A 25248-nucleotide genomic window follows, 5' to 3' on the forward strand; every position below is an offset into this window, starting at 1 on the left:
CGGAACCGCGGACGAACCGCGGACGAACCGCGGTTTCGGGGCCCGCGATCGGTCCTGGGACGCACGATTTCTGTCGATCACCACGGCTGCGGGTAGCGGACGCTGCGCTCTCGGCCGCCTCCCGCCGTCGGACGTCGGGGCGTATCGTGACGACCGTTTCCGAAACCGGCCAGCAGAAGAGTTAATGGTATTGGGTATACAATACACGACTATGGCGGAAGCAACCGACGACGTCGAGCACATCGGCATCGTCCTGGAGACCAGCGACCCCGAGCGAGCCTGGAACGCGTTCCGGTTCGGGATCACGGCGCTCGAGGACGGCCACGACGTCTCGGCGTTCCTGCTCGGGGAGGGCGTCGAGGCCGAGGAGATCGACGACGAGGGGTTCGACGTCAGGGACCGCATGGAGGCGTTCGACGACGCGGGCGGCGAGCTGCTGGCGTGTGGTACCTGTCTCGAGATCCGAAACGGCGAGGGAAGCGAGATGTGTCCGGTCTCGACGATGGGCGACCTCCTCGAGGTCGTCACGACGGCGGACCGCGTGCTGACGATCGGCTAGGGACGCCGGCTTCGATCCACCGCGGCGGAGCGGTCCCGACGGCTAGCGCCGAAGCCACACCGTCGGATGCTCCGCGCGGAGGTGGTTCTGGTAGCGCTCGATCAGGTCGGGGTAGGTATCGTCGACCGCGTGCCAGGCGCAGTGATCGCAGGATCGCTCGACGACGTCGGTCGAACTGCCGACGTACGCGCCGTTTCGTTTCGGAGTCATGCTCTCGTGTGGTAGGCGTCCTCGGCGCCCCGTCGGTATGGCTCTTCTGACGGTCCGGCTGATCGCAGTCCCTCGATCGACGCCAACCCTATGTCGGAGACGGTGCTATCTCGCGTCATGTGCAAGTACTGCAACTACTCGTTCACCGACGGCTGGGGGCAGCTCCTCGAGTACGACGACGTCTACCAGGAGGCCCTCCCCGAGTCGGCGACGACGCAGTCGACCCACGGCTTTCACGAGTCCTGGGACGAGCTCAGCGACGAACTCGAGTTATAGGGGGAACGGGTCCGTCCAGTCGCCCTCGATCGCCCGCCCCGACTCGATCAGCATCGACTCGAGCTCCGTCCGGAGTCGCTCCTCGTCCATCTCGCGGCCGATGAACACCAGTCGCGTCCGCCGATCGTCGTCGGGGCCCCACTCGCCGATCGGTCCCGCCTGCACGGCGGGGCCGGCCTGACTGACCCCGATCACCTCCTCGCGCCCGGCGACGTGACAGACCCCCTTCGCGCGGATCACCGACTCGTCCCAGTCCTCGAGCCACGCGCCCAGTTCGTCGGGACGAAACGGCTCGTCGGCCCGGAAGACGAACGAGGAGACGCCGTGGCGCTCGGCCGCGCTCGCGTCCGGGCCGTGATCGTGTCCGTGGTCGTGGCTCTCGCCGCGCAGCTCCCGCTTCCACCCCTGAGAACGTTTCGCGTCCTCGAAGTCGAACCGTCCCGTCCCCAGGACGAGATCGGGGTCGACCTCGGCGTAGGTCGTCCGGACGCGCTCGGCGCGAGGCTGGAGCCGCTCGACGACGGTCTCGATCTCCTCGAGGACGTCGTCGGGAACCATGTCGGTCTTGTTCAACAGGAGGACGTCGCAGAACTCGACTCCCTCGACCAGCACCTCGCTCAGGGGCCGCTCCTCGTCGGGCTGGGCGCCCTCGGGCAGCGTTGCGCCGGCGTCGAACTCCTTCCAGAAGCCGTAGGTGTCGAGGACCGTCACCGTCGTATCGAGCTCGAACAGTTCGGTCGGATCGATCTCGCTCTCCTCGGTACCCTCGAGGAACACTCGCGCCACCGGAATCGGTTCGCTGATCCCGGAGGACTCGACGAGCAGGTAGTCGAACTCGCGGGTCTCGGCGAGCCGACGGGCCTCCTCGAGCAGGTCGCCCTGCAGCCGACAGCAGATGCAGCCGTTCGAGAGGTCGATCACCCCCTCCGCCTCGTTCTCGCGGGCGATCAGTTCCGCGTCGACGTTGACCTCGCCCATGTCGTTGACGATCACCGCGATCTCGTACCCCGCCTCGTTCGCGAGCAGGCGATTGACCAGCGTGGTCTTGCCGGCGCCGAGGTAGCCGCTGAGGATCGTCACCGGAATTCGACCGTCCCCGTGTCCTGACATAGCGTACCGTACGGGACGACGCCGGGCTACTAAACGGCGCGGGTCGCTCGGGCCGCGGCGACGAGGCGGTGTCGGTCCCCGCTCGCGTCGTTCGCTCGAGCGCGACGGTCGAGTTCGCGCCGTTGCGGTCAGTAGATCAGCCCGTCGTCGTCGTCGACCATGTACAGCGTCCGCGCGGCGACGTTGACCGCGTGGTCGCCGACCCGTTCGATGTCGCGGATCGTCAGGAGCATCCGCGAGACGTCCTCGAGGACCGCGTCGACGTCGTCGGGCTCGGTTTCGACGAGGTTCCGGACGACGGTCCGGCTCGCGCGCTCGAGCCGCTCGTCGATCTCGTCGTCCCTCGCGGCGATAGCCCGGGTCGCCGCGGCGTCGCCGTCGGCGTAGGCCCGCGTCGCGTCCTCGACCATCGCGACCGTTTCCGCCCCGACGCGGGCGATGTCGACGTCGGGGTAGCGGTCCCGTTCCGCCCGGCGGGTGTACTCGCCGAGGTTGACCGCGAGGTCGCCGATCCGCTCGAGATCGGTGATGATCTTGAAGGAGGCGGCGACGAATCGCAGGTCGCTGGCGACGGGCTGCTGGAGCGCGAGCAGCTCGATACAGGCCCGCTCGAGCTCGAGGTAGCGCCGATTGATCTCGTCGTCGCCGGCGATGACCTCCGCGGCGAGCGCGTCGTCCTTTCGTTCGTACGCCTCGAGGGCGCGTTGCAGCCGTCGGCTGACGGCGTCGCTCATCTCCACGACGTTCGTGCGCAACTGCTCGAGTTGCTGCTGGTAGTCGGTTCGTGCCATGTCAGTCGAGTGCGTTCGGTCGGTTCGCGAGTCGATTCCGCTCTCGGCCCTCCGCGCGACCGTCGGGCAGCGTCTCCGACGCTGCGGCGACGTTCGCCGTCGAGGCGCCGCCCGCTCGTCGGTCGTCCCGTTTCATCCCTCGCGCTGGTACTTGTTCCGCAGGAGGATCGCCGAGCCGTTCAGCATCAGGAGGACGACGAGCAGCGTGACGACCCCCGCCGCGAGGACCCCGTACCGGAAGTCGGCGTCGATCAGCTTCGACCAGGAGTAGATCTGGCGGGGCATCGCGCTGAACAGGCTCGTGAAGGTATCCGGCGGGACGCGAACGACCGCGGCCGCCCCGATCATCAACAGCGGGGCGGTCTCCCCGATCGCCCGGCCGAACGCGAGGATCGTCCCGGTCAGGATCCCGGGCATCGCCCGCGGGAGGACGACGCTGCGAACCGTCTGCCACCTCGTGGCGCCGACGCCGTAGGAGGCCTGGCGAACCGAGTCCGGAACGCTCCGGATCGCCTCCTGGGCGGAGACGATGATGATCGGCAGGATCAACAGCGCGATCGTCAACCCGCCGACGACGACGATGCCGGCCCGCATCCCGATGCCGCGAACGAACAGCGCGAGCCCGAGCACGCCGTAGACGACCGACGGAACCCCCGCGAGGTTCGCGATATTGATCTCGATGAGTTCGACGACCGAGCTCCGACGCCCCTGAGTCGGGGCGTACTCCTCGAGGTAGATTGCGGCGCCGACGCCGACGGGAAACGCCGCGACGGCGACGACGACGAGCATCATCACGGAGCCGACGAGGGCGGGGTAGATCCCCGCCTCCCGGGGAGTCGTGTCGTGGCTCCCGGTCAGGAAGCTCCAGTCGAGCCAGAGGTCCGGACCCGCGAACCCGACCGCCTCGACGACGGCAAACGCCAGCGCGACGCCGAGGCCGACGACGACGGGAAACGCCAGTCCGGAAACGCCCTCCCCGCGTCGGAGGACGGATTCGACGTACAGTCCGATCGGGACGCCGACGACGGTCGTCGCGACGACCCAGGCGGTAGCCGGGAGGCCGACCGCCGGCGCGGCGACGATCCCGATGCCGGCGACGGCGACGGTCCCGATGCCGGCGACGGCCGCGTCCCGATCGCGGTTCCGAACGTTCCGAACGCGTCGGGCGGTCGCCGCGGCGATCGGGACCGTAAACGCGAGCAGGATCGACGCCGGAGCGATCGGCAGAGCGGGCTGGGCGAGGATCACCTCGCGCAGGCTCGGCAGGAGCTCCGGCACCGACACCGAGAGCCGAAACAGCTCCTGGCCGAGCAGCGGCGTCCGGAGCTGGTGATCCACGCCGAATCCCGGCACGCCGACGATCGCGAGCAACGGAACGAGCGCGACGACCGCGGTCCGCTCGAGGCCGGGCGCCGCGTCGCCCCGCAGGCGGCGGTGGCCCGCGACGACCCCGTAGGCGACGGCCGCGGCCACGACGAACGCCAGCCACTCGTGGGGAGTGACGACGTGTCTGAAGACGATGAGGACGCCGCCGGCCAGCAGCGTCGCCGCCACCGGTACCCCCAGGGCCGTGTACGCGACCTCGCCCGCTCGAGTGTCGCGTCGGTAGTAGTAGGCCGTCAGGGCGACCGCGGGGAGGACGACCGTTCCGGCGACCGTCAGGAGCCAGCCCGTATCGGCCGTCGCGGGCCGGATCGCGTTGTTGAACACGTACAGCAGGAACACGAACACCAGCGCGAGCGCGAGCAGGGTCGCCCCGAGACAGGACGCCTTGAACAGCGCACCCCGGAGCTGGCTGACCTGTCCGTCGGCGCCGAACCAGCGGTCGGTTCCGTCGTCTGCGGTCGCCATCAGCGGTCCACCCCCCGCGAGTCGTCCGTGGTCGGTCGAGTCGCGCTCATCGGTACTCCTCCCGGTATCGTGCGGCGATGCGGTTGCTGAGCAGGTTCATTGCGAACGTGATGAAAAACAGCGTCAGCCCGATCGCGAACATCGAGTAGAACTCCGGGGTCCCGCCGGTCGCGTCGCTCGTGACGGCGTGGACCATCGCGGCCGTCATCGTCTGTCCGGAGTCGAAGAGGTTCGCGAGGGGGTTCGTTACGTCCAACATGCGCGCTTGCATTCCCCCGGCCATCACGACGATCATCGTCTCGCCGATCGCCCGCGAGAGCGCGAGGATGTACGACGAGAAGATCCCGGAGACTGCGGCGGGGATGACGACCCCCGTCGAGACCTCGAACTTCGTCGCGCCGAGGCCGTAGCCCGCCTCCCTGAGCGAGTCCGGCACCGCGCTCATCGCGTCCTCGCTGATCGAGGAGACCATCGGAACGATCATGATCCCGACCATGATCGAGGCCGACAGCAGGTTGAACAGGTTCAACTCGAGCCCGGCCGCCCGCAGCCACGGCGTCAGGTACACCAGCGCGAGGTAGCCGTAGACGACCGTCGGAATGCCAGCGAGGATCTCGAGGGCCGGTTTCAGCACCGACCGCGCCCGATCGCTGGCGTACTCGCTCAGGTAGACCGCGGCCGCGGTGCCGATCGGAACGGCGACCAGCGCCGAGATGACCGTGACGATCAGCGTCGCGGTCACCAGCGGGAGGACGCCGAACGACCCTCGACTCGACTCCCACTCCGTCCCGGTGAAAAACGGGACGGGTGAGACCTGCCGGAAGAACGCGACCGCGTCCACGGCGAGCGTGACGACGATGCTTCCGGTCACGAACACCGTCAGCGCGGCGCAGCCGAACAGCACCCAGCGGTACAGCCGTTCCCTGTCGATACGTCCGTCGACCGACCCGGTGAGGTCGGCGGCTACTGAATCAGTACTCATTGAGAGATCACGGTGAAAGTACAGGTGAAAGTGCCCGCAGCCGTCAGTTGCCCGTCGTCTCCTCGAGCGTCGACAGGTTCTCGTCGACGATGTCCTGGTTCGCCGGGACGTACCCGACCTCGTCGGCGATCCAGTCCGCCGACGAGTTCTCGATGTAGAACCGCATGAACTCGGCGACCTCCTCGCGCTGGAGGGCCTCCTCGGAGGGGTAGACGAACAGCGGCCGAGCCATCGGGTAGGCGCCCTCGCTGGCCGCCTGTAGCCCCGGGTCCCCGCAGTCGTCGTCCTCGCTTTCTCTGACCCCGAGGGCCTTCACGCGGTCCTGGTTCTCCTCGTAGTAGGCGTAGCCGAAGTAACCGATCGCGTGCGGGTCGTCCTCGATACCCTCGACGATGATGTTGTCGTCCTCGGTCGGCTCGTAGTCGGTACGGTGGTTTCCGGCGTCGCCGACGACGTTCTCGGTGAACCAGTCGAACGTGCCCGAGGTCGTGTCGGGGCCGTAGAGGACGAACTCCTCGTCGGGCCAGTCGTCGTTGACGTCCGCCCAGGTCTCGGCGCCGCCCTCCTGCCAGATCTGGGCCATCTCGTCGAAGGACATGCAGTCGACCCAGTCGTTCTCCGGGCTGACCGCCATCGTCACCGCGTCGCCGGCGACCTCCATTTCGACCGGCGTCACGTCGTTTTCCGCACAGTGGTCCTCCTCCTCGGATTTGATCAGCCTCGAGGCGCCGTTGATGTCGGCGTCGCCGGGACAGAAGTGGTTCTCGAAGCCGCCGCCGCTGCCCGTTGAGTCGACGGTGACGTTGACGCCGGGGTACTCCTCCATGAACCGCTGGCCCATTTCGTCGGAGATCGGGAACACCGTGCTCGACCCCTTGACGACGACCTCTCCGGAGAGCTCCCCGTCGCCGCTCTCGTCCCCCGTGTTCGTCTCGGAACAGCCGGCGACCGCGACCGCGCCGGCCGATCCGACCGCGCCCAGGAGTTTTCGCCGCGAGACGCCACCCGCCGAAGTCGCGTACCGGTTGTCTGCCATCGAGTACTCGATTCGGGAGATAGTAAAAGTACGATGCTATGTGGTCTATATATCGGTCGGGAGGGACATATCCCGGTACGGACCCCCTCCGTGCCTCTCGAGACAGGGACCGTCTCCCTCTCCGACGACCCCCTCGGGACGATCGCCCATTGCCGCGGCTCCGTCGCGACGAGCCCGAACGCCCGGGTATCGAAGCGTGACAGCCAACGCCTATCGACGGATCCTTCGCCGTCGAACCGGTTCGACTTCTCGAGATCGGACGATCGGCGGGATCGCGGGTCCGCCCGTCCTGCAACCGAGAGCAATATATTTATAAATATCTATATAGTACTACGTTCCGATACTGTTAACGACGTACTGATACGGTCGGATACCGTCGTCCCACAGTCCGAAAACGGGAGCGTGGCGGCGCTTCGCCGAGATATCCGGTCGTCTCTATAGATCGATGCAGATTTATAGCCCTCTGTGACAACTGCCACCCATGGAGACGCGCAAGGTGCAGGTGACGGGCGGGTCGACGTACACCGTCTCGCTCCCGAAGACGTGGGCCACCGAGAACGGCGTCGCGAGCGGAACGACCGTCGAGATCTACTCCGAAGACGACACGCTGTTGCTCACCCCGCAGCGGGAGACGACCCACCAGGAGGGGTCCCTCGAGGTCTCGGAGCTAGGAAACGAACAGCTGGTCCGGGCGATCTTCACGATGTACGTCAGCGGATTCGACATCATCCGCCTGGAGGCGAACCGGATTACGACCGACCAGCGCCGGGCGATCAGGAACGCGACCCAGGGACTGGTCGGCGTCGAGGTCGTCGAGGAGAACAACGGGCTGGTCGTCATCCAGGATCTACTCGATTCCGCGGAGCTGTCGATCGTCAACGCCGTTTCCAGGATGCGTCTGATCGCGACCTCGATGCTGTCCGACGCCGTCACCGCCCTGGTCGAGAACGACGACGACATCGCCCGTGACGTCGTCGAGCGCGACGACGACGTCGACCGCCTCTTTCTGGTCGTCTCCCGGATCTTCCGGGCGACGCTTCGCTCCCCCCGGGCCGCGGAGGGGCTGGGCGTCTCGCGGGAGGACTGTTTCGACTACCACTCCAGCGCCCGCCAGCTCGAGCGCGTCGCCGACCACGCCGCCAAGATTTCGGCCCTCGCACTCAAGCTCGATGCCGTCCCCGAGGACGTCGCCGACGCCTTGCTCGCGCTTCATGCCGACACCGCCGACATCCTCGAGACGGCGATGGACGCGCTGTTCGCCGACGGCGAGGAGGCCACGTCGTTCGGTCACGAGGCCCTCGAGGCCGTCCCCGAGATCGACGACCACACCCGGACGATCGACGAGATGCTCTACGAGCTCGAGCCCGTGCAGGCCCAGTCGCTCGGGCTCGTGCTCGACTCGCTGTCCCGGAGCGCGGACTACGGCGGCAACATCGCCGAGACGGCTATGCAGAAGGCCGCGCCCCGCCCGTGACCGGGCGCCCCTCGAGCGCCCCGACGCCGACCGTTGCCAGGGACGAAACCCCCTTCCCGAGCGGATCCCTACGGCGGGAACAGCGATGACGACGGCCACAGTCAGCGCGGGCGCGCGCCTCCACGTCGGCTTCCAGAACCTCTCGTTGGCCCGCCGGCGCCTCTACGGCGGCGTCGGCGTCGGCCTCGAGCGGCCCCGCGCGACCGTCGTCGCCGACCCCGCGTCGACGGTCGCGGCGTCGGACCCGCTCGTCGCCGAGTACGCTCGGCGGGCCGCCGACGCGCTGGGCGTCCCGGGGATCGAGCTCTCGCTCGAGCAGCGCCTGCCGCGCCACGTCGGCCTGGGCAGCGGCACCCAGCTCGCGCTCGCGGTGCTGGCGGCGACCGCGCGGGCCCACGGCCTCGAGCCCCGGGTGCGCGAACTGGCGCCCGCGATGGGCCGGGGCGGCCGCAGCGGCGTCGGCGTCGCGACCTTCGAGGACGGCGGGTTCGTCGTCGACGCCGGCCACCCCACGAGCCGGTTTACGACCGAGCCGCCCGCGGAGGGAGACTGGACGGTCCCTCCGGTCGTCGCCCGCCACCGGCTGCCCGAGGACTGGCGCTTTCTGATCGTCGTCCCCGACGCCGACCCCGGGCGCAGCGGCGAGAACGAGGACGCCAGCATGCGCGCGGTCGTCGAGCGGGCCGACCCCGCGGTCGCCGACGAGCTCGCGGGCGTGGTCACCCGCAAGCTGCTGCCCGCTGCGGCCGAGGGTCGCCTCGAGGCCTTCGGCGAGGCGATCGCCGAGATCGGCCGCAAGAACGGCTCCTGGTACGCCGACGCCCAGGGAGGGGTGTTCCGCCCGCCCGCGGGCGAGCTGGTCGCGACCCTCGAGGACTGTCCCGTCCTCACGGGCGTCGGCCAGTCCTCGTGGGGCCCGGTCGTCTACGGGCTCACCGACGCCGACCACGCCACCGAGGCCAGGGGCGCGGCCCAGGACGCGCTCGCGGATCGCGGCGTCGGCGGGGAAGTCGTCCTCTCGGCCGCGGCGACCGGCGGGGCGACGGTCGACCTCGGGACGGATCGGAAGTGAACGGACCCGACGGATCGACGGTCCTCCACCGCAGTGGCGCGCGCTGGCCGATCGCGAGCGGAGCGAGGCGGAACAGCGCGAGCGCCTCGGCTGGGACGGTGTCGGAGCTCTCTGTTGCCAACTCGAGCACGCTATCCGAGTCCGTTCCAGCAGTTGGTCGTACGATTTCGTTATAGTGGTTCGAGGAGAAATCCCACGGCTTCAGCCGTGGGAGAGGGTCAGGTCGGGGTGAATCTATTGGGAAACCAGGGCGACCCCAATAATTGCGAACGCGATCCCGGCAAATCTCGTTATCGTAACCTCGTCTCCGAGAACGACCATCCCGATGAGAGCCGCGACGACGAAGTACATCGCACCGAGCGTAGAGACGACCGTCGTTGACCCGCCGGAGAGGCCGACGTACATCGAAATCAGGCCGATTCCCGTGAACAGTCCGGCCGCGCCGGCGAGCAGCCCTCCTTTCGCGGTGATGGCGAGCGATGCGTCCGAAACGAGGATAAATCCGAGTGCGAGAGGCCCCGCAACGAGATAGGAGATCGCGGCGGCCGTCCGCGGATCGATGGACTCCGAGGCGGCGTTGCCCAGAACTACCCAGATTCCCCACGTGACCATCGTAATCGACCCGAAGAACACGGCCGAATCTATCTGAGGGAAATCCATTATGAGTCAACGTAACGGCTGAGTAGCGACGTCCGGAGACGCTCGAAGCGACCGGTATCGAACGGCGGGGTGACCCCGGCAGGGAGGTAGATTTTTACTTCAGTGTCGCTACCTCGGTCATCGGCGTGGTATCTCCGTGCCATACATACTGCATACCGACCGTGCCCGCATCGGTCTCACTCTTAATCGAATAATCCATTTATATCGGGTCCAGAAGAGTTCACGCGTTCCCGACCGCTTTCGCAGGTTGCTCGGCGGACAGCGAGGGCGACGAGGGCGAGCAAAACGGACGAGTATCGCCCAGAGGGGTCCACGAGAGATTTTTGATGCGCGTTCGCCTCGTTCTGCGTAGCGTTTCGCTGTCTCCGATTTGGAACGCCCCTCGGTGCGTCACATCCTCTGTATCCAGCAAACCGGTTCTGATAGTTGCTACGGGCTTCACCAAATATACGTATTCATGTATTGAAGGCCCCTACCCGATAGAACAGTGACCGATATCAAAGCAGTCGTCCGAATCGAGCACCCTGACATAGTGCTCACAAAGACAGTCACTCACGACCCGAGTTCGAAAGTCGAGTCGGTGTTGGAGGCGGGAACTGACCCGACGTCGGGGAAATTCTTCTACCGCATACAGTCGTCCGATTTCCGCCGGTTCGAAGACGGACTGCGGAACGATCACACCGTCGGCGAGTTCGAACGCGTTATCGAAACCAGAGACGGGAAGGCGATCTACAGCTTCGAGTATACCGACGAAGCGAAGATCATCTCACCGATTATCTCGACTGCCAACGGTGTCATACTCGATATGAAAAACGACGGAAACGGTTGGATTCTAACGGTATGGATGCCCGACCGGACGAATCTGGCCCCTCTCTGGGAGTATTCGGAACGGAACGACATCGATATCGAGTTGCTGCGCGTGAACGAATACGCTGGGTTAGGGAATACGGACGCGGGATTGACCGACAGTCAACGAGAGGCGCTCCTCGTCGCACTCGACACGGGGTATTTCGAAGATCCACGGAACGCAACCCTCAGCGACGTCGCCGCCAATCTGGACATCTCTCAACCCGCAGCCAGTGGGCTCCTTCGGCGTGGGATCAAACGGCTCGTCGTTTCCTCCCTGGTGGACGACAGCGAGAAGACGGACTGATCGACGGCCACTCGGTGCGGCGGCGACGATCTCACTGTGTGCTCCGTCGAAACGCATTGGTGGGGCGTCTGCTGGCGGATGAGCGAGGGAGTTTTGTCGCTGTGTGTACGTACGTGCGGACATGCAGTTTTGCGACGACTGCGGTTCGATGATGAAAGCCGACGGCGACCGCATGGTCTGTTCGAACTGCGGCGCCTCGAGCGAGCGCGACCGCGAGGCCGAAAGCGAGTTCGTCACGACCGAGTCCCAGACCGACGACGACGTGATCGAATCGAGCGAGGACGCCAACTTCGAGGGCAAGCCTAAGGCGACCGACGTCGTCTGCGACGAGTGTGGCACCCAGGAGGCGTGGTACACGCTCAAACAGACCGCCTCGGCCGACGAGCCCCCGACCCGTTTCTTCAAGTGTACCGAGTGCGGCCACCGCTGGCGCGGCTACAATTGACTGTCGCCCTCGCGTCGGCCGCTCGAGGCCGACGACCGATCACCGTTCCTTCCAGATCAGCCCCTCGACGGCCGCGGTCAACACCGTCTTGCCGGCCCCGTTCTCGCAGGCGACGTCGACCGCCAGCTCGTAGCGGTCCTCGCGCTCGAGGACGCTCTCGTAGGTCCACGTACAGGTAATCCGTTCTCCGGTGTAGACGGGGCGACGGAACTGAAACTCCATCGAGGAGGCGAGCACCTCGAGGTCGCCCCCGATTTTCGTCGGCAGGGTCGCGGTCAGCAGGCCGTGGACCAGCAGTCGGCCCTCGGCGTCGGGTTCGGTGTGGCGGTCCTGGGTGTCCCGCGAGAGCTCCGCGAACCGTCGGACGTCCTCGGTCGTGAACGCGCGCTCGAACGTGTGGGTCTCGCCTTCGGTCGGTCGGGTCATACGAACGGATCCTCGATTCTCGTGTCGGAAGCCGGACGAAAAAGTGACCGGGTACCGGTCGATTTGGAGTGCGGGACTCGCACGGCCTCGCCGCGTCCGGAGGCCAACGTACTTGTCATACGGGAGTAAAGTGTCGATCGATGAGCCGTCGTGGTCTCCTCGCGGCGCTCGGAACCGTTCCCCTGGCCGGCTGTTCGCTCCCGGCGCTCTGTGCCCGTCCGTCGTTTCGGGACGACCGACTCGAGTTCGAGACACGGCAGTTCTCGTCCGTCGGTCGGTTGTGGCACGATCAGGGGGCGATTCTGGCGACGCGTCCCGAACAGCTCGATCGATTCGAGCCGCCTGCGGAGATCGCCGAGCAGCGAGACGCGGCGCTCGCGTCGGACGAGCGGGCGTTTCTCGAGGAAACGGCGTTCGGCGAGTCGTTCGTCGTCGACCTTCTGGTCGCCTCCTCCGGCCAGTCCTCCGACGCCCGCGTCACCCACGTCGTCCGCGAGGGGGACCGGGTTCACTGCTACGTCTGCATCCGTCGGAAGGGCCGGACCGACGACCTGGCGCCGCAGGGGCGACTGGTCCGGGTCGCCGAGCCCTGGGACCCCGAGGGCGTTCGGGTGACGTTCACCGACGGCCGCGAGTCGACCGAGACGTTCGACGTCGACGGGACGGGCGCGGAAATCGCGGGTCGGTGAGGCGAGCCGCGGCGACGGCTCGGACACCGTCGACGAGGGCGCAACGTTCACATCCGTGCGCTCGAACTCTCGAGTGAATGGCAGACGGGCCGCGACTTCCGGGAGTCGAGGACGAGGACGAGGAGGATCCCATCGTCCTCCACGTCGACGCCGACTGCTTCTACGCCGCCTGCGAGCGACTTCGCGAGCCCGAACTCGAGGGCGAACCCGTCGTCGTCGGGATGGGGTACGAGCCCGGCGAGACGAACGGCGCGGTCGCCACCGCCAGCTACGAGGCCCGCGAGTTCGGCGTCGAGAGCGCGCAGGCGATCTCGACGGCGCTGGAACGACTCCCCCGTCGCGCCGCCCTCGAGCCCGACGCCGCAGATCACGACCCCGACCTCGCCGAACCGGAGACGGGCCACTACCGCCCCGTCGATCTGGACTACTACGAGTCCGTCGCGAGCGACGTCCAGGACATTCTGCACGACTGCGCCGACGTCGTCCGCGAGGTCAGCATCGACGAGGCCTACCTCGAGGTCACCGATCGTACCGCCTGGGAGGTCGCCGACGGCTTCGCCCGCCACGTCAAGGACCGCATCCGACGGGAGGTCGGCATCGTCGTCAGCGTCGGCGCCGCGCCGACGATGAGCGCGGCTAAGATCGCCAGCGACTTCGACAAACCCGACGGACTGACCGTCGTCCGCCCCGGCGAGCTCCGGGAGTTTCTCGCCCCGCTCGAGGTCGACCTGCTCCACGGCGTCGGTCCCGTCACCGCCCGCGAGCTGCGGGAGATGGGCCTCGAGACGGCGGGGGACGTCGCCGCGGCCGACCCCGAGCCGCTGGTCGAGCGGTTCGGCGAGCGCGGCCGGGAGCTGTACGACCGCGCCCGCGGCGAGGACGACCGACGGGTCGAGCCGAAGGGCGACCCCAAGAGCTTCTCGCGGGAGTCGGCGTTCGCCGAGCCCGTCGCCGAGCCGGAGCCGAAGTACGAGCAGATCGAGACGCTGGCGGCCGCGGTCGCCGACCGCGCTCGACGGGAGGGTGCGCTCTATCGGACCGTCGGCGTCAAGGCCGTCGAACCCCCCTTCGAGGTCAACACGCGCGAGCGATCGCTACCCGGGCCGATCGACCAGCCGGAACTGGTCGAGCGCATCGCTCGAGAGCTGTTCGCGGAGTTCGAGCGCGACCCCGTCAGGAAAGTCGGCGTCAGGGTCGCGAACCTCGAGTTCGCCGCGGCCGACCAGACCAGCCTCGAGGGCTGGGCGGACGGCGCCGACGGGTCGGGCGGTGGAACCGAGACCGAACGGGCGGCCGACTCGACCCCCGACGCGGGCCAGGCCTCGCTCGAGGACTTCTAGCCGACCATCGTCGCGACGCCTTTCGTCTGGCGGTAGTCCCGTCCGAGGATCGCCTCGAGGCGCATGCGCAGTGCCTCCTGCTCCGTGTCCTCCCACGCGGCGGGCTCCCGGATCGGGACGACGAGAAACCCTCGACCGCGGATTTCCGTGGCGTGTAACGCGGGCATCTCGAGGTCGATCCGGCCGCGTTGGGTGGTGTACCCCTCGAGGACGCGGTCGGTCGCCCGCTCGCCGACGGGCATGAGGATGTGGGCGTTGATCGCGCGCAACTCGGCGTCGAAGTAGCGCTCGAGGTCGCCGTACTCCCGGTCGGTCGGCGCCTCGCCGGGCGGCAGCGTACACATGTGGACGTAGCTGGCGAACAGGTTCTCGAAGTCGGGTTCGTCGGACGGGCCGCTCTCGAATCCGACGTCGCGGCAGACCGCCCGCAGCGGCTCGAGTTCGGAGGCGCTGAACGGGACGCCCGTGTCGGCACCGCCGTGGACGCCGGGGTGGTCGCCGATCAGGTGGAAGTCCGCGTTGGCGTCGCCGTAGCCGAAGACGGCGGGTCGGTCGCCGGGAGGGCTCCGATCGAAGGGCGGTCGCATGCCGAACGGGTTGCTCGTCCTGTCGGTGACGTTTTGCACGGCCGGAGTGAGGTGGTGGGAGCCCATAACGGCCGCGGTCGGGCGCGAGCCGTTCGATCGTCGCCATCGGGCGGGAAACTTATCAGCGATCACGACACAGTTCGGGAGGATGTACCAGCACGGCCACTACGGCGCCGCGTTGCTCGCGTACGCGCCTCTCGGTGCCGCCGTCGGCCTCGCGGGCTACGAGGCCGCGGCGATCGTCGGCGGGCTCGTCTGCGTCTCGCTGTCGACGCTTCCCGACTGCGACCACCGCCTCCCGTTTCTCGAGCACCGCGGGCCGACCCACACCCTCGTCTTCGCGGCGCTGGTCGGCGCCGCGCTGGCGGCGGCCGCGTCCGTCCTCGTCGAGGCGGCGTCGCCGCTTGTCGACGTCGCGTTCGTCGCGTTCGCGTTCGCCGTCGGGACGCTCTCGGTCGGGTCGCACCTGCTCGCCGACGCGTTGACGCCGATGGGGGTCCGCCCGTTCTGGCCCCTCTCGCGACGGCGGTACACCCTGGGCGTGACGCCAGCGAAGAACCCCGTGGCGAACTACGCGCTGTTGGTCGCCGGGGTGCTGGCCGCCGTCGCCGCTGCGGTCGGCGTCTCGGCGGTCGGCTGACGAACCGCGGAAAAACGAGAACTTCAGACGGTTTTCGCGGTCCGAGTTCGGACGATCGCGGCGGCGAACGTACCCAGCAGGGCCAGCGCCGCGGCGACGTAGAGTCCGTCGAGGGTGGCGCTGTAGGTCATGACGGCCCGCCGACCGAGGTAGGCGACGACGAGCGCGAGGACGGTCGAGACCGACAGCAGCCCCGAGAGGCGCCTATCGTCGAAGCGCCACCGACCGCCCATCGCGGCCACGATCACTCCCGCGAGCAGGGCGAGGGTCGCGCCGTACTGGAGCAGCTGGGTCGTCGGCGAGTAGTTCGAGATCAGGCTCACCTCGAGCGGGCTGAGCGCGACGTGGGCCGGCACGGCGAGGGCGCCGAGTCCGAGCGCCGCGGTGACGTGGCCCGCTCGCAGCGAGTCCGACCAGACGAGGACGGTCGCGACGACGAACATCGAGAAGATCGTCACCGCGGTCCAGAAGTGTAGCGAGAGGATGTCCATCGTGTACTGGGTGACCGTCTCGCGGCCCAGGACGACCTGGATCGGGGTCAGGACCATCCCGCCGACGACGAGGGCGGTGACGCGGCGATCGATCGACGGCGAGCGCCAGGCCGCGACCGCCGAGCCGATAATGGCGAACCCGGCGAACATCGCGACGAAGCGGTGGAACCACTCGTAGAAACTCGGCAGGTTCGCGGGGAAGAGGTTGTACGGTCCGGCGTCGCACTGGGGCCAGTTCGCCTGACAGGCCAGCCCCGAACCGGTCGCCTTGGCCGCGACGCCGAGCAGGATCGTCGACGCGACCAACGCGAGCGTCGCCGCGAGGAGGTGCGGAAAACCGAACCGAGCGATCAGCGGGCGGAGTCCGAGACCGGAGGTGTGGCTCTGAGTCGACACGGGCGTTCTGGCGGGGGTTGGGACCACCCGTACTTAGATTGCCCGAGTCGGACCCGAACCGGCTCGGATTCGTCCCGTTCGCGCCCCGCGGGCCGAACGGGTTCGTCGGATTCAAGGTGCGCCCTCGCCAGCGCCCGACATGGACAAACGCGCCCGACTCGAGCGCGCCCTGGAGCGCCGTGACCTCGACTCGATCTGGTTCGCTCGACCGAACGCCTTCGCCTGGCTCACCGGGGGGAACAACGTCGTCGACCGCGAGGGCGACGCCGGCGACGCGGCCGTCGGCTTCGACGGCGAGTTTCGAGTGGTGACAAACGACATCGAGGCCGAACGCATCGAGGTCGAGGAGCTGCCCGACCTCGAGGACGCCGCCGTCGAGCGGTACCCCTGGTACGACGCCTCGCTGGCCGAGGCGATCGCGGACCGAACCGACGGCGAGCGCGCCGCGGCCGACATCGACGTCCCGGGGCTCGAGACCGTCGACCCGACCGCCCTCCGCCAGCCCCTGACCGGGCGCGACCGCGAGCGCTACCGCGAGCTCGGCCGGGAGACCGCGCGGGCCCTCGAGTCGGTCTGTCGGGAGCTCGAGCCCGACGACACCGAACGGGAGGTCGCGACCGCGCTGCGGGTCGCGCTCTCGGCGCGGGGAATCGAGACGCCCGTCGTCCTTGTCGGCGGCGGCGAGCGAGCCCGACGGTACCGCCACTACACGCCCACGACCGCCGAGCTCGGCGACTACGCGCTCGTCTCGGTGACGGCCCAGCGACGCGGCTTGCACGCCAGCTGCACCCGAACCGTCGCCTTCGACCCGCCGGCCTGGCTCGAGGAGCGCCACCGCGTCGCGGCCCGCGTCGAGACGACGGCACTGGCCGCGACCCGGCAGGCGGCGGAAAACGGGGGGACGGCCGGCGACGTCTTCGAGTCGATCCAGAAAGCCTACGCCGACGCGGGGTACGACGGCGAGTGGGAGCGCCACCACCAGGGCGGCGCCGCGGGTTTCGCCGGCCGGGAGTGGATCGCGACTCCGGGTCACGACGCGGCGGTCCGAGCGCCGATGGCCTACGCCTGGAACCCGACGGTGCAGGGCGCGAAAAGCGAGGACACCGCGCTGGTCGACGACGACGTCGAGGTGCTCACGACAACCGGGGAGTGGCCGACCCTGTCGGCGACGGCCGTCGGCGGCGAGCTCGAACTCGAGCGACCCGCGGTGCTCGGGCTCGCGGACTCCTGAACGGCTCGCGGTCGAAACGGTCGTTTATCGGTCGGTCTCCGTCGCCTCGTCGTCGTCAGTTCGGTCGCCGGCGTCGATGTCCATGTCGTCCTCGAGCATCATCGGATCGTCCTCCTCGGGGTCCGCGTCCGCGTCGTCGACGGTGATCGTCACCGGCTCGAGCTCTGCCCCGTCGGGCGTGTCGGCCCGGTCGAGCGTGAAGATGGCGTTGAGCTCGCGCTGGACCTGATCGACGACGCCGCCGACGAGCTCGCTGGGCTGGATCGCCGTGTACTCGTAGGGGTTGTTCCCCGCCCCCTCGCTCTGGCGTTTCTCCCGGGTGACGCGCCCCTCGTCGTGGAGCTCCGCCAGCGCCTCGCGGACGGTGCTCGGGTAGAGCCCGGTTCCCGTCGCGACCTCCTCGGAGGTGCTGCCGGGGTCCGCCAGCAGGTGGACGTAGATCCGCGCGCGGGTCTCCGTGTCGAGGATCCACGAGAGCAGGTCGACGATGCGCTGGTCGACCTCCTCGGCTGCCGGCGCTCGATCCGCTCCGTCGGCCTCGAGCCGTCCGTCGTCCCCCTCCGGGCGCTCGTCGGTGTCGTCTGAAGCCATGTACCTCTCGTGTCCACGAGGCCGCGTGCATGGATAAACCTTTGTGGCTCCGCTGAAACCTTGTGACCTTGATCGGTTTTTGATGATCGTGTTGCATACAGGCGAAACCGATACCGCTGCGGTGCGGTTCGAGCACAGCACCCGCGAGCGACCAGCAGGAGCGAGCGGCTTTTTTAACGTAGATTGTTGGAGTCGAGTGGGACCGGCGGTCCCACTGACCATGCGAATAGTGCGAGACCGTTGGTCTCGCATACCGTACGAACGAACGCTGCGCGTCCGTGAGCAGAGGGCGCGAAGCGCCCGTGAGCAGAGAGCGGTGAGCGAGCGCTGCGAGCAAACCCGACGAGAAAACGGTACGTCTGCAGACGCTATCTAACAACCGGTACTGTCTAGACCACGTCAGCTGGCGTTCGTCCACCGAGCGATTGATGCGGCCTCTGTTCCGCTCGTCGGATACGCGACGGGGCCGGATTTCGGATGCGAGCCGAGTCCACTACCGATCTTCGAACGGCACATACCAGAGCGGAGTCTCGCCGGAACCGTACGTATCTGCCTCGTCCGGGGTTCTCGAACCGACTTCGAGAGCGGAAACGGAAGTCGAGAAGCGTCTACTGCTACTGGAAGAGTGCGAGCAGATTCCTAGCAGTCCTCGAATTTTCCGTACTGTCGGCATGAGGAATCGGGATCGCCTCACTCTCCGAGATTCCCTCGGTTTGTCCGATCGTAAGTGTCATCGTTCGGTCGCCAACGGAGAGTTCGTACTCGCCGGCTTCGACGACCTTTGGTTGCGTTCCGGGAACGTCACCGGGAACGACCTCGAGCGTCGAGAGATCCAACTCGACCGTTACCGTCACGGAGTCACCGGCATCAACCTGCACCCGTTCGAACCCTACGAGGCGTCGGTGGGGCTGGAGAACGGAACCGTACGATTTCGTGTTGTACACCTCTACGATGTGTTCGCCGTCGATATCGCCGGTGTTTTCGACGGTTACTTCGGCCGTAACGGTCGGTTTTGACGAAGGTGATTCGACGGTGTTCGTTGACAGGGAGACCGCCGAGTACTCCCAGTCGGTGTAGGAACGTCCATGTCCGAACTCGTACTGGACCATACCGTCCTCGGCGCCGACGGACTGACGGGGCGGGTAATCATCGTAAAACAGCGGCGTGAATCCGACGTTCGACTCCCACGTGAACGGCAGCTTGCCCGACGGGTTGTACTCGCCGAACAGGACGTCGGCGACGGCGACACCGGTATCGCTTCCGGGCTGCCCGGCGAACAGGATCGAATCGAGGTGCTGGAACGTTTCGTCCGTTCCTCGCGGGCTCCCGGCTAAGATGACACCGACGAGCGGCACCTCGTCGTCGAGTTCGTCCGCAAGCAGTGCAACGAGTTCCTGCTGGGCCTCCGGAAGCCGCATTCGGTCACGATCACCGAACCCTTCGTTGTGTGGCCCCTCGCCGAGAACGACGACGGCGGCGTCGGCGGTTCCTGCTGCGTCGATGATCGCGTCCGATTGCTCGTCGGTGAGATCGAACCGCCCGTTCTCGAAGTCCTGCACGGTTCCGTACGGATCCGCTTCGAACGACGTCGGAACGTGGGTGAATCGGTTACCGAGCCGGTCGGAGAGTTCGCCCGCAATCGTGCTTTGGCGCGGTCGCGGGCCGTCCTCGGTCGGTTCGCCTTCCTCGACGCCCTGCCAGCCCAACGTCCAGCCGCCGTGTTGCATCAAGAACCGGTTTTCGGTACCGTTATCGACACCCGGACCAGTAAGCAACACTTCCTCACTGCCCTCGAGCGGAAGCGTTCCGTCGTCGTTCTCGAGCAGGACCAGCGACTCCTTCGCGAGCTGTTCGGAGACGTCCTGTGCGCCGCCGACGAGACCTTCGATCGCAGTTTCGTCGGCGTACGGTTCCTCGAGAAGTCCGACGTCACGTTTGAGTTCGAGGATCCGTCGCACCGATTCGTCGATACGCTGTTCGTCGATCTCGCCGTCCTCGACGAGTTCGATCGTCGTCTCGATGAACCGCGTCGGCGGGGTCTCGGCGCCGCACATACACATATCGATCCCTGCGTCCAGTCCACCCTTGACGGCGCGTCGCCAGCCATCCTCGGTGTCGGGAACGTACTCGTGGTTCGAGATCTTTCGATCGAAGTCGTCCCAGTCGGTAAGGATGACCCCGTCGAACTCGTAGTGTTCTCGAAGAACTGTCGTCAGCAGCCACTCGGACGCGTGTGCGGGTTTCCCGTTGACCGCACCGCTGTTTACCATCACGGTCTTTGCCTCTTCGAGCGCGCGTTCCTGGGGCGGGAACTGTCTCGTGCGAAGGTCACGAAGCGACGTTCGAACGTGCGCTCGGTCATTGCCGATGTTCGGCGTTCCGTAGCCGCTGAAGTGCTTGACCGTCGCCGCAACTTGGTCGTGACACTCGAACCCCCGAGCACGGACACGCGCCATCTCACCGAGAAGCATCGCGTCCTCGCTGTGCCCCTCGAAGAACCGCCCCCAGCGCATATCCCGGAGAAGGTCGGCAGTCGGGCCGAAGTTCCAGTGGCCACCCATCGCGGCGACCGACTCGCCAGTGTGCATTGCAGCAGCTTCGACCCGCTCTAAGTCACGCGTCGCGCCCATGTTGAGTCGCTGTGGGAAGCTCGTACATCCGTCGAGAAAGCAGTTCCCGTGCAGAGCGTCGCCACCCCAAATGAACGGTACTCCGTGGTCCGTGTTCTCAACGTTGTACTCCTGTAGGTCGTTAAGTCCGCTAACGAACTCCGTTCCGTCCTGAGTCGGACCCGACGATCCACCGTGCAGGATCGACCCGACGTAGTGTTCGCTGAACAGATCGCCGATGGTGTCGACGTCGTCGTGCGTGGTAAACTCCTCGTTCGGACCGAGCCCTTCGCCGTCCTCACCGAGTGCGACCTGAGTCATTTGGCCGACTTTTTCCTCGAGACTCATCCGTTGGATGAGTGCCTGGATGTCCTCGTTTCCTTCCTCTGCACCGACAGTGTTTACACCGGCCCCGACTGCTGCTGTCGTTGCTCCGGTTGCTTTCAGGAACGTTCGTCTGGACGTATCCGCCTCACCCTGGTCGTTGCTCTCGCTTTGATCAGTCGACATACGGCCTGTGATAACTTGTAACAGTATAAATAATCTTTCACAAACATTTGAATCCGTATATGAATAGCACTAGTTTAATATCTTACCAGAGATAATTATATACATAGTTCACAGATACCTCCTTTTTATAAACCAGTAGTAAGTGTATATCAGTAGTACTCATAGACGTTAATCCCGGTCCAAGATGGCTACTGTCCGACCCGAGATGCGGTACCGTCAGCCGATTCCTTGTGGAGTCCGATCGCTCGACGGTGCCTCGAGACGGTTACCGTCGTTGAGAGCTCGGTCGCGGAAGACGTAAACCGGGTCGCGCTCGAGACCAGCGTACGGACAAGGCACTGCGATCTCCGCTGCGCGGCGAGCACGCGATACGGCGCTGCTCATCGCCTAGCCCTGCGTGTTCGTCCACGCGATCGCGTCCCCGTCCTCGCGCTCGTTCCGCTCGCCGGCTACCTGCTCCCGATCGGGATCGGGAACTGTGCCCGAAGCGGTTCGATCCGAGCCGGATTCGGAGCCCTCGACGCTGTCGCCGGGAGCGCCGCCTACTTCGTCGGCTGGTGTAGCGGTGCGGCCGTTTTCCTGCTCGGACTCGCTCTCTCGAGCGCGCTCGTCGTCGGATCGTTGCTCAGGGCCTACGCGACGCTCGCCGCAACGCGACGGGTATCGCTGGGGTACGTCGCTGCGACGGGGTGATCGAGACGGTGGAGACACGTTTCCTCTCGATCACTCGAATGCAGTCGGCGCGTCCTCGAGGACGCCCATCGCGAGCCAGCAGTTCGTCAGCGGGTGGTAGCCCGGCTCGACGGCCGTCCCGCGGTTCGGGTCGTCGCGTTCGTGCTCGCGAGTCAGGCGCTCGTACCAGTTGCCGTACTTCGGATTGCGGAGGTGTTCGACCGAGTGCTCCCAGAGGCGGTCGTACCAGTCGGCGTACGCCGCGTCGTGGCGCGAGAGCAGGGCGCTCGCGCCGATGGCTTCCGTATGAACCCAGCCGTACTTGTCGGGGACGATCGGCTCGCCGTCGGCTTCGACCGTGTAGTAGAGCCCGCCGTGCTCGTCGTCCCAGCCGAGGTCGATCGCGGCGTCGAACAGCTCGAGCGCGCGCTCGAGGGGCCACGACGCCGATCGGTGCTCGGCCAGCAGGGCCAGCAGCTTCGCCCACTCGGCGTGGTGGCCGGGCTGGTAGCCGGGCGGACGAAACTGGTGGCGGGGCTCGTCGGCGTTGTACGACAGGTCGGGCTCCCAGTTCTCGGCGTAGTGTTCCCACAGCAGGTCGTCGGTCGCGCTCGTCACCTCGCGGGTGAAGCGGTCGGCGACGGTGGCGGCGCGCTCGAGGAACCGATCCTCGCCCGTCGCCTCGTAGGCGGCCAGCAGCGCCTCGCAGGCGTGCATGTTCGCGTTCTGGCCGCGGTAGCTCGAGAGCTCCCAGTCGGGCGAGGCCCGATCCGCGTACAGGCCGTGTTCGGGCTCCCAGAAGCGCTCCTCGAGGACGCCGAACGCGCGCTCGAGCTCCGCCCGGGCGCCGGGAACCTCCGCCTGCAGGGCCCGGGCGCCGGCCAGCAGGGCGAACGCGTGCCCGTAGCAGTACCGGGTGCGATCCGTCGCGGTCCGGCCCTCGAGCAGCCAGTCGTACCCCTCTCGGTCGGCGTCCCAGTGGGCCGTCGAGAGAAAGCGCAGACCGTGCTCGGCGGCGTAGTCACACCAGTCGGGGCCGTCGGCGAGGACGCCCAGGCTGAAGTTGTTGACGCCCCGCGCGGTCGCGACGAGGTGTCTCGTCTGCGAGTCGTAGACGTGGCCGTCGCGCTCGTCGAGCTGGGCGACGTACCCCCCGACCGTCGTGTCGATACAGGCCGGATAGTAGAAGTTCAGGACGTCCCGAAACTGGTGGCGGAGTCCCGTTCGAGTCCGGTAGACGTTCATGGCTCGTCGTATCCGACGGGATCACATAGTGGTTCGGCCGCGCCGTCGGGAACTCGAGCGGCCACCTTCTTTAGGACCCCCTGAGAGATCGGAGACATGGAGTTCGGCATCATCGGTACGGCGGGAATCGCGCGGAAGTCGGTGCTGCCCGCGATCGACGCGAGCGAGCACGCGGTCGGGGCGGTCGCCTCCCGGGATCCCGAGCGGGCGCGGGCGTTCGCCGACGCGTTCGACGTTCCCCGGAGCTACGGCGCCTACGAGGACCTGCTCGAGGACGACGGGATCGACGCGGTCTACATCCCCCTGCCCAACGCCGCCCACGCCAAGTGGACGATCCGGGCCGCCGACGCCGGGCTGGACGTCCTCTGCGAGAAGCCCTTGGCGGTCGACGCCGACCAGGCCCGCGAGGTGGCGGCCCACTGCGAGGACCGCGGCGTCACCCTCATGGAGGCCTTCATGTACCGCTATCACCCGCGAACCGAGCGCGCGATCGAACTCGCCCGCGAGGAGCTGGCGGACGTTCGCTCCGTCTCGGCGTCGTTCAAGTTCGCCCTGTGCGACGACCCGGGGAACGTGCGCCTCAGCGAGGAGCTGGCCGGGGGCTCGCTGATGGACGTCGGCTGCTACGCCGTCTCGGCCGCCCGCCAGTTCCTCGGCGAGCCCGACCGAGTCTACGCCCACGCACACGACTCCCGAGGAACGGGCGTCGACACCGAACTCGCGGGGATCCTCGAGTACGACGACGGCGCCTCGGCCCGGATCGCGTCGGGTCTGGACACGCCGAAGGTCCAGCGCTACCGCGTCGAGGCCGAAAACGGCTGGCTCGAGGTCGCGGACGCCTTCGACGCGCCGCTGGACGAACCGCTCGAGCTGGAGTACCGGATCGACGGCCGCCACGCGGTCGAGACGTTCGACCCGGTCGACCACTACCGCCTGCAGGTCGAGCACTTCGCGGACTGCGTCGCGTCGGGCGCCCGACCCAGGACCGACGCCGACGAGGCGATCGCGAACATGCGGGTCGTCGACGCCCTCGCCGAGAGTGCCGCGCGCGGGGAACCGCGGACGCCTCGCTGATCGTCGAGCCGAGCAGCGTCCGACGCAGCAACCGAGTCAGTGGGTCTCGAGCAACAGCGACTCGCAGAGCGCGTCGGTCCCCTCCTCCTCGCGCAGGCGCCGCTGGCGTTCGGCGCCGCTCTCGCGCTCGTAGACCTCGCGGATGCCGTCGATCCCGAGCCGTTCGCACTCCCGGTCGACGAGTTCGCCCAGGTCGACGGTCCCCCCGAGGTCCCGATCGATGAGCGCGGCGTCCTGGCCGTGGCGGATCGCGCGCCACTTGTTCTCGTCGAGGAGCTCGCGGCGGTGGTCGCGGCCCGAGGTTCCGTCCTCGTACTCCTCGGCCAGCGCCTCGACCAGGGCGCGGGCGTACTCGACGAACGCCAGGACGACGTCGGGGTCGGCCTGGCCGTCGGGCGTTCGCAGCTCGACGGTGCCGTGGGCCGTGTGGGGGCGGACGTCGTACCAGAGCTCGCCCCGATCCTTGATCGAGTCGGTCTCGAGCATCCGGCGCTCGAACCGATCGAACGCCGCGTAGTCCTCGAAAGCGGTCGGCATTCCGGTGTTGGGCAGGCCCTCGAAGATCTTCGCGCGGGCCGACTGGAGCCCGGTGTCGAACCCGTTCCAGTACGGCGAGTTCGCCGAGAGCGCAAGCATCACGGGCACGTACCAGCGCAACTCGTTGGCGATCCAGACCGCCTTGTCGGCGTCGTCGACGCCGACGTGGACGTGCAGCCCCGCGGTCGTGTTGCGGTGCTGGGGGTACTGGATGCGATCGAGCTGGGAGCGATACCGGGGTTTCTCGGCGTGCTCGAGCTCGCGCCACTTCGCCAGCGGGTGCAGCCCCGCCGCGGCGATCCGGTAGCCGTGGGCCTCGGCGTGGTCGGTCAGCGCCTCCCGGACGGAGAGCAGCGATTCGCGGGCGTCGCCCGGCTCCTCGATCAGCGGGGTCTGGGTCTCGATGACGAACTTGAACAGCTCGTGGTCGAGCCGTCCCTCGAGGATCTCGGGGGGATCGTGCTCGTAGACGAGCTCGTCGGTGCCGCTCGTCGGGCGGCCCCGCTCGTCGACGACGTAGAACTCCTCTTCGATCCCGAGCGTGCCCATGCGCGTGAACGATTCCGGCGACCCGCGTTCCATCGGTGCCAC

Annotated in this window: 27 protein-coding genes; 12 read left to right on the plus strand and 15 right to left on the minus strand. The window is 67.3% G+C overall.

The features are described from left to right. The first annotated feature begins 211 nt into the window (after nt 1–211). Entirely contained in the window at nt 212–559 is a 348-nt protein-coding gene (locus C492_RS00610; protein ID WP_008419546.1) for a DsrE family protein, read from the plus strand. Nucleotides 560–601: 42 nt separating this feature from the next. Here the strand turns inward: C492_RS00610 and C492_RS24365 are convergent, their stop codons facing one another. Further along, nucleotides 602–769, minus strand: coding sequence for a hypothetical protein (locus C492_RS24365; RefSeq protein WP_008419549.1), 168 nt, complete (start codon nt 767–769; stop codon nt 602–604). 117 nt (nt 770–886) lie between these two features. Between C492_RS24365 and C492_RS24370 the strand changes: the two genes are divergently transcribed. Beyond that, nucleotides 887–1045, plus strand: coding sequence for a hypothetical protein (locus C492_RS24370; protein ID WP_008419551.1), 159 nt, complete (start codon nt 887–889; stop codon nt 1043–1045). On the opposite strand, the gene C492_RS00620 is transcribed toward C492_RS24370, so the two are convergent. The 6 genes from C492_RS00620 to C492_RS00640 all read right to left on the minus strand — a co-directional run bounded on the left by C492_RS00620 (nt 1040) and on the right by C492_RS00640 (nt 6815). Continuing rightward, entirely contained in the window at nt 1040–2155 is a 1116-nt protein-coding gene (locus C492_RS00620) for a CobW family GTP-binding protein (protein ID WP_049892563.1), read from the minus strand. The two genes, C492_RS24370 and C492_RS00620, sit on opposite strands and share 6 nt — an antisense overlap. A 128-nt stretch (nt 2156–2283) precedes the next feature. Continuing rightward, the gene (gene phoU, locus C492_RS00625; RefSeq protein WP_008419556.1) at nt 2284–2946 is read right to left on the minus strand and encodes a phosphate signaling complex protein PhoU; all 663 of its coding nucleotides are present in this window, start codon (nt 2944–2946) and stop codon (nt 2284–2286) included. A gap of 1 nt (nt 2947) precedes the next feature. Further along, nucleotides 2948–3082: a hypothetical protein gene (locus C492_RS25475; RefSeq protein WP_275040312.1), complete on the minus strand. Its 135-nt coding sequence runs from the start codon at nt 3080–3082 to the stop codon at nt 2948–2950. After that, a complete protein-coding gene (gene pstA / locus C492_RS00630) occupies nt 3079–4797 on the minus strand; it encodes a phosphate ABC transporter permease PstA (protein ID WP_008419559.1) in 1719 nt (572 codons plus the stop codon). The genes C492_RS25475 and pstA overlap by 4 nt, the downstream gene beginning before the upstream one ends. A gap of 46 nt (nt 4798–4843) precedes the next feature. Then, on the minus strand, nt 4844–5779 hold the full coding sequence (gene pstC, locus C492_RS00635; RefSeq protein WP_049892564.1) for a phosphate ABC transporter permease subunit PstC: 936 nt from the start codon (nt 5777–5779) through the stop codon (nt 4844–4846). Between the two features lie 43 nt (nt 5780–5822). Next, a complete protein-coding gene (locus C492_RS00640) occupies nt 5823–6815 on the minus strand; it encodes a PstS family phosphate ABC transporter substrate-binding protein (RefSeq protein WP_008419563.1) in 993 nt (330 codons plus the stop codon). Between the two features lie 481 nt (nt 6816–7296). Here C492_RS00640 and C492_RS00645 point away from each other — a divergent pair, with 481 nt between their 5' ends. Continuing rightward, the gene (locus C492_RS00645) at nt 7297–8289 is read left to right on the plus strand and encodes a phosphate uptake regulator PhoU (protein WP_008419565.1); all 993 of its coding nucleotides are present in this window, start codon (nt 7297–7299) and stop codon (nt 8287–8289) included. A gap of 85 nt (nt 8290–8374) precedes the next feature. After that, nucleotides 8375–9361: a beta-ribofuranosylaminobenzene 5'-phosphate synthase family protein gene (locus C492_RS00650; RefSeq protein ID WP_008419567.1), complete on the plus strand. Its 987-nt coding sequence runs from the start codon at nt 8375–8377 to the stop codon at nt 9359–9361. A gap of 234 nt (nt 9362–9595) precedes the next feature. Here C492_RS00650 and C492_RS00655 read toward each other — a convergent pair whose 3' ends face one another. Then, entirely contained in the window at nt 9596–10021 is a 426-nt protein-coding gene (locus C492_RS00655; protein WP_008419570.1) for an EamA family transporter, read from the minus strand. Nucleotides 10022–10508: 487 nt separating this feature from the next. Here C492_RS00655 and C492_RS00660 point away from each other — a divergent pair, with 487 nt between their 5' ends. Continuing rightward, entirely contained in the window at nt 10509–11174 is a 666-nt protein-coding gene (locus C492_RS00660) for a helix-turn-helix domain-containing protein (RefSeq protein ID WP_008419572.1), read from the plus strand. A gap of 121 nt (nt 11175–11295) precedes the next feature. Further along, the gene (locus tag C492_RS00665) at nt 11296–11619 is read left to right on the plus strand and encodes a transcription factor S (protein WP_008419574.1); all 324 of its coding nucleotides are present in this window, start codon (nt 11296–11298) and stop codon (nt 11617–11619) included. A 39-nt stretch (nt 11620–11658) separates the two neighbouring features. On the opposite strand, the gene C492_RS00670 is transcribed toward C492_RS00665, so the two are convergent. After that, nucleotides 11659–12045 (minus strand): hotdog family protein, encoded by a 387-nt coding sequence (locus C492_RS00670; protein WP_008419576.1) that lies wholly within the window; start codon nt 12043–12045, stop codon nt 11659–11661. A 140-nt stretch (nt 12046–12185) separates the two neighbouring features. Here C492_RS00670 and C492_RS00675 point away from each other — a divergent pair, with 140 nt between their 5' ends. Both C492_RS00675 and C492_RS00680 read left to right on the plus strand, forming a co-directional pair. Further along, nucleotides 12186–12734 carry a hypothetical protein gene (locus C492_RS00675; protein ID WP_008419577.1) on the plus strand — a complete coding sequence of 183 codons (549 nt, stop codon included), beginning with the start codon at nt 12186–12188 and terminating at the stop codon, nt 12732–12734. A 77-nt stretch (nt 12735–12811) separates the two neighbouring features. Next, nucleotides 12812–14074, plus strand: a complete 1263-nt coding sequence (locus tag C492_RS00680) for a DNA polymerase Y family protein (RefSeq protein WP_008419579.1) — start codon at nt 12812–12814, stop codon at nt 14072–14074. Here the strand turns inward: C492_RS00680 and C492_RS00685 are convergent. Beyond that, on the minus strand, nt 14071–14700 hold the full coding sequence (locus C492_RS00685; protein WP_049892580.1) for a uracil-DNA glycosylase family protein: 630 nt from the start codon (nt 14698–14700) through the stop codon (nt 14071–14073). The two genes, C492_RS00680 and C492_RS00685, sit on opposite strands and share 4 nt — an antisense overlap. A 109-nt stretch (nt 14701–14809) precedes the next feature. On the opposite strand from C492_RS00685, the gene C492_RS00690 reads away from it, so the two are divergent. Next, complete coding sequence (locus C492_RS00690) at nt 14810–15301, plus strand: metal-dependent hydrolase (RefSeq protein ID WP_008419583.1); 492 nt, start codon at nt 14810–14812, stop codon at nt 15299–15301. A 23-nt stretch (nt 15302–15324) separates the two neighbouring features. On the opposite strand, the gene C492_RS00695 is transcribed toward C492_RS00690, so the two are convergent. Then, entirely contained in the window at nt 15325–16188 is an 864-nt protein-coding gene (locus tag C492_RS00695; RefSeq protein WP_008419585.1) for a COX15/CtaA family protein, read from the minus strand. A 139-nt stretch (nt 16189–16327) separates the two neighbouring features. Between C492_RS00695 and C492_RS00700 the strand changes: the two genes are divergently transcribed. After that, entirely contained in the window at nt 16328–17419 is a 1092-nt protein-coding gene (locus C492_RS00700) for a M24 family metallopeptidase (protein WP_008419588.1), read from the plus strand. A gap of 24 nt (nt 17420–17443) precedes the next feature. Here the strand turns inward: C492_RS00700 and C492_RS00705 are convergent, their stop codons facing one another. Together C492_RS00705 and C492_RS00710 are read right to left on the minus strand one after the other, a co-directional pair. Then, nucleotides 17444–18010 (minus strand): helix-turn-helix domain-containing protein, encoded by a 567-nt coding sequence (locus C492_RS00705; RefSeq protein WP_008419589.1) that lies wholly within the window; start codon nt 18008–18010, stop codon nt 17444–17446. A 614-nt stretch (nt 18011–18624) separates the two neighbouring features. Further along, nucleotides 18625–21129 carry a glycoside hydrolase family 3 N-terminal domain-containing protein gene (locus C492_RS00710; RefSeq protein ID WP_049892566.1) on the minus strand — a complete coding sequence of 835 codons (2505 nt, stop codon included), beginning with the start codon at nt 21127–21129 and terminating at the stop codon, nt 18625–18627. A gap of 228 nt (nt 21130–21357) precedes the next feature. On the opposite strand from C492_RS00710, the gene C492_RS00715 reads away from it, so the two are divergent. Then, on the plus strand, nt 21358–21822 hold the full coding sequence (locus C492_RS00715; protein WP_008419593.1) for a hypothetical protein: 465 nt from the start codon (nt 21358–21360) through the stop codon (nt 21820–21822). 30 nt (nt 21823–21852) lie between these two features. Here C492_RS00715 and C492_RS00720 read toward each other — a convergent pair whose 3' ends face one another. Further along, complete coding sequence (locus C492_RS00720; protein ID WP_008419596.1) at nt 21853–23046, minus strand: AGE family epimerase/isomerase; 1194 nt, start codon at nt 23044–23046, stop codon at nt 21853–21855. A 96-nt stretch (nt 23047–23142) separates the two neighbouring features. On the opposite strand from C492_RS00720, the gene C492_RS00725 reads away from it, so the two are divergent. Then, nucleotides 23143–24120 (plus strand): Gfo/Idh/MocA family protein, encoded by a 978-nt coding sequence (locus C492_RS00725; RefSeq protein WP_008419598.1) that lies wholly within the window; start codon nt 23143–23145, stop codon nt 24118–24120. 36 nt (nt 24121–24156) lie between these two features. Here the strand turns inward: C492_RS00725 and C492_RS00730 are convergent, their stop codons facing one another. Then, complete coding sequence (locus tag C492_RS00730) at nt 24157–25239, minus strand: glutamate--cysteine ligase (protein ID WP_008419600.1); 1083 nt, start codon at nt 25237–25239, stop codon at nt 24157–24159. Nucleotides 25240–25248: the final 9 nt, after the last annotated feature.

Source organism: Natronococcus jeotgali DSM 18795 (genome assembly GCF_000337695.1).
GTDB lineage: Archaea > Halobacteriota > Halobacteria > Halobacteriales > Natrialbaceae > Natronococcus > Natronococcus jeotgali.

Coding starts and splice junctions, on each gene's coding strand:
- C492_RS00610 (WP_008419546.1), top strand. CDS start 212: ATGGCGGAAGCAACCGACGACGTCGAGCACATCGGCATCGTCCTGGAG.
- C492_RS24365 (WP_008419549.1), bottom strand. CDS start 769: ATGACTCCGAAACGAAACGGCGCGTACGTCGGCAGTTCGACCGACGTC.
- C492_RS24370 (WP_008419551.1), top strand. CDS start 887: ATGTGCAAGTACTGCAACTACTCGTTCACCGACGGCTGGGGGCAGCTC.
- C492_RS00620 (WP_049892563.1), bottom strand. CDS start 2,155: ATGTCAGGACACGGGGACGGTCGAATTCCGGTGACGATCCTCAGCGGC.
- phoU (WP_008419556.1), bottom strand. CDS start 2,946: ATGGCACGAACCGACTACCAGCAGCAACTCGAGCAGTTGCGCACGAAC.
- C492_RS25475 (WP_275040312.1), bottom strand. CDS start 3,082: ATGAAACGGGACGACCGACGAGCGGGCGGCGCCTCGACGGCGAACGTC.
- pstA (WP_008419559.1), bottom strand. CDS start 4,797: ATGGCGACCGCAGACGACGGAACCGACCGCTGGTTCGGCGCCGACGGA.
- pstC (WP_049892564.1), bottom strand. CDS start 5,779: ATGAGTACTGATTCAGTAGCCGCCGACCTCACCGGGTCGGTCGACGGA.
- C492_RS00640 (WP_008419563.1), bottom strand. CDS start 6,815: ATGGCAGACAACCGGTACGCGACTTCGGCGGGTGGCGTCTCGCGGCGA.
- C492_RS00645 (WP_008419565.1), top strand. CDS start 7,297: ATGGAGACGCGCAAGGTGCAGGTGACGGGCGGGTCGACGTACACCGTC.
- C492_RS00650 (WP_008419567.1), top strand. CDS start 8,375: ATGACGACGGCCACAGTCAGCGCGGGCGCGCGCCTCCACGTCGGCTTC.
- C492_RS00655 (WP_008419570.1), bottom strand. CDS start 10,021: ATGGATTTCCCTCAGATAGATTCGGCCGTGTTCTTCGGGTCGATTACG.
- C492_RS00665 (WP_008419574.1), top strand. CDS start 11,296: ATGCAGTTTTGCGACGACTGCGGTTCGATGATGAAAGCCGACGGCGAC.
- C492_RS00670 (WP_008419576.1), bottom strand. CDS start 12,045: ATGACCCGACCGACCGAAGGCGAGACCCACACGTTCGAGCGCGCGTTC.
- C492_RS00675 (WP_008419577.1), top strand. CDS start 12,186: ATGAGCCGTCGTGGTCTCCTCGCGGCGCTCGGAACCGTTCCCCTGGCC.
- C492_RS00680 (WP_008419579.1), top strand. CDS start 12,812: ATGGCAGACGGGCCGCGACTTCCGGGAGTCGAGGACGAGGACGAGGAG.
- C492_RS00690 (WP_008419583.1), top strand. CDS start 14,810: ATGTACCAGCACGGCCACTACGGCGCCGCGTTGCTCGCGTACGCGCCT.
- C492_RS00700 (WP_008419588.1), top strand. CDS start 16,328: ATGGACAAACGCGCCCGACTCGAGCGCGCCCTGGAGCGCCGTGACCTC.
- C492_RS00705 (WP_008419589.1), bottom strand. CDS start 18,010: ATGGCTTCAGACGACACCGACGAGCGCCCGGAGGGGGACGACGGACGG.
- C492_RS00710 (WP_049892566.1), bottom strand. CDS start 21,129: ATGTCGACTGATCAAAGCGAGAGCAACGACCAGGGTGAGGCGGATACG.
- C492_RS00720 (WP_008419596.1), bottom strand. CDS start 23,046: ATGAACGTCTACCGGACTCGAACGGGACTCCGCCACCAGTTTCGGGAC.
- C492_RS00725 (WP_008419598.1), top strand. CDS start 23,143: ATGGAGTTCGGCATCATCGGTACGGCGGGAATCGCGCGGAAGTCGGTG.
- C492_RS00730 (WP_008419600.1), bottom strand. CDS start 25,239: ATGGAACGCGGGTCGCCGGAATCGTTCACGCGCATGGGCACGCTCGGG.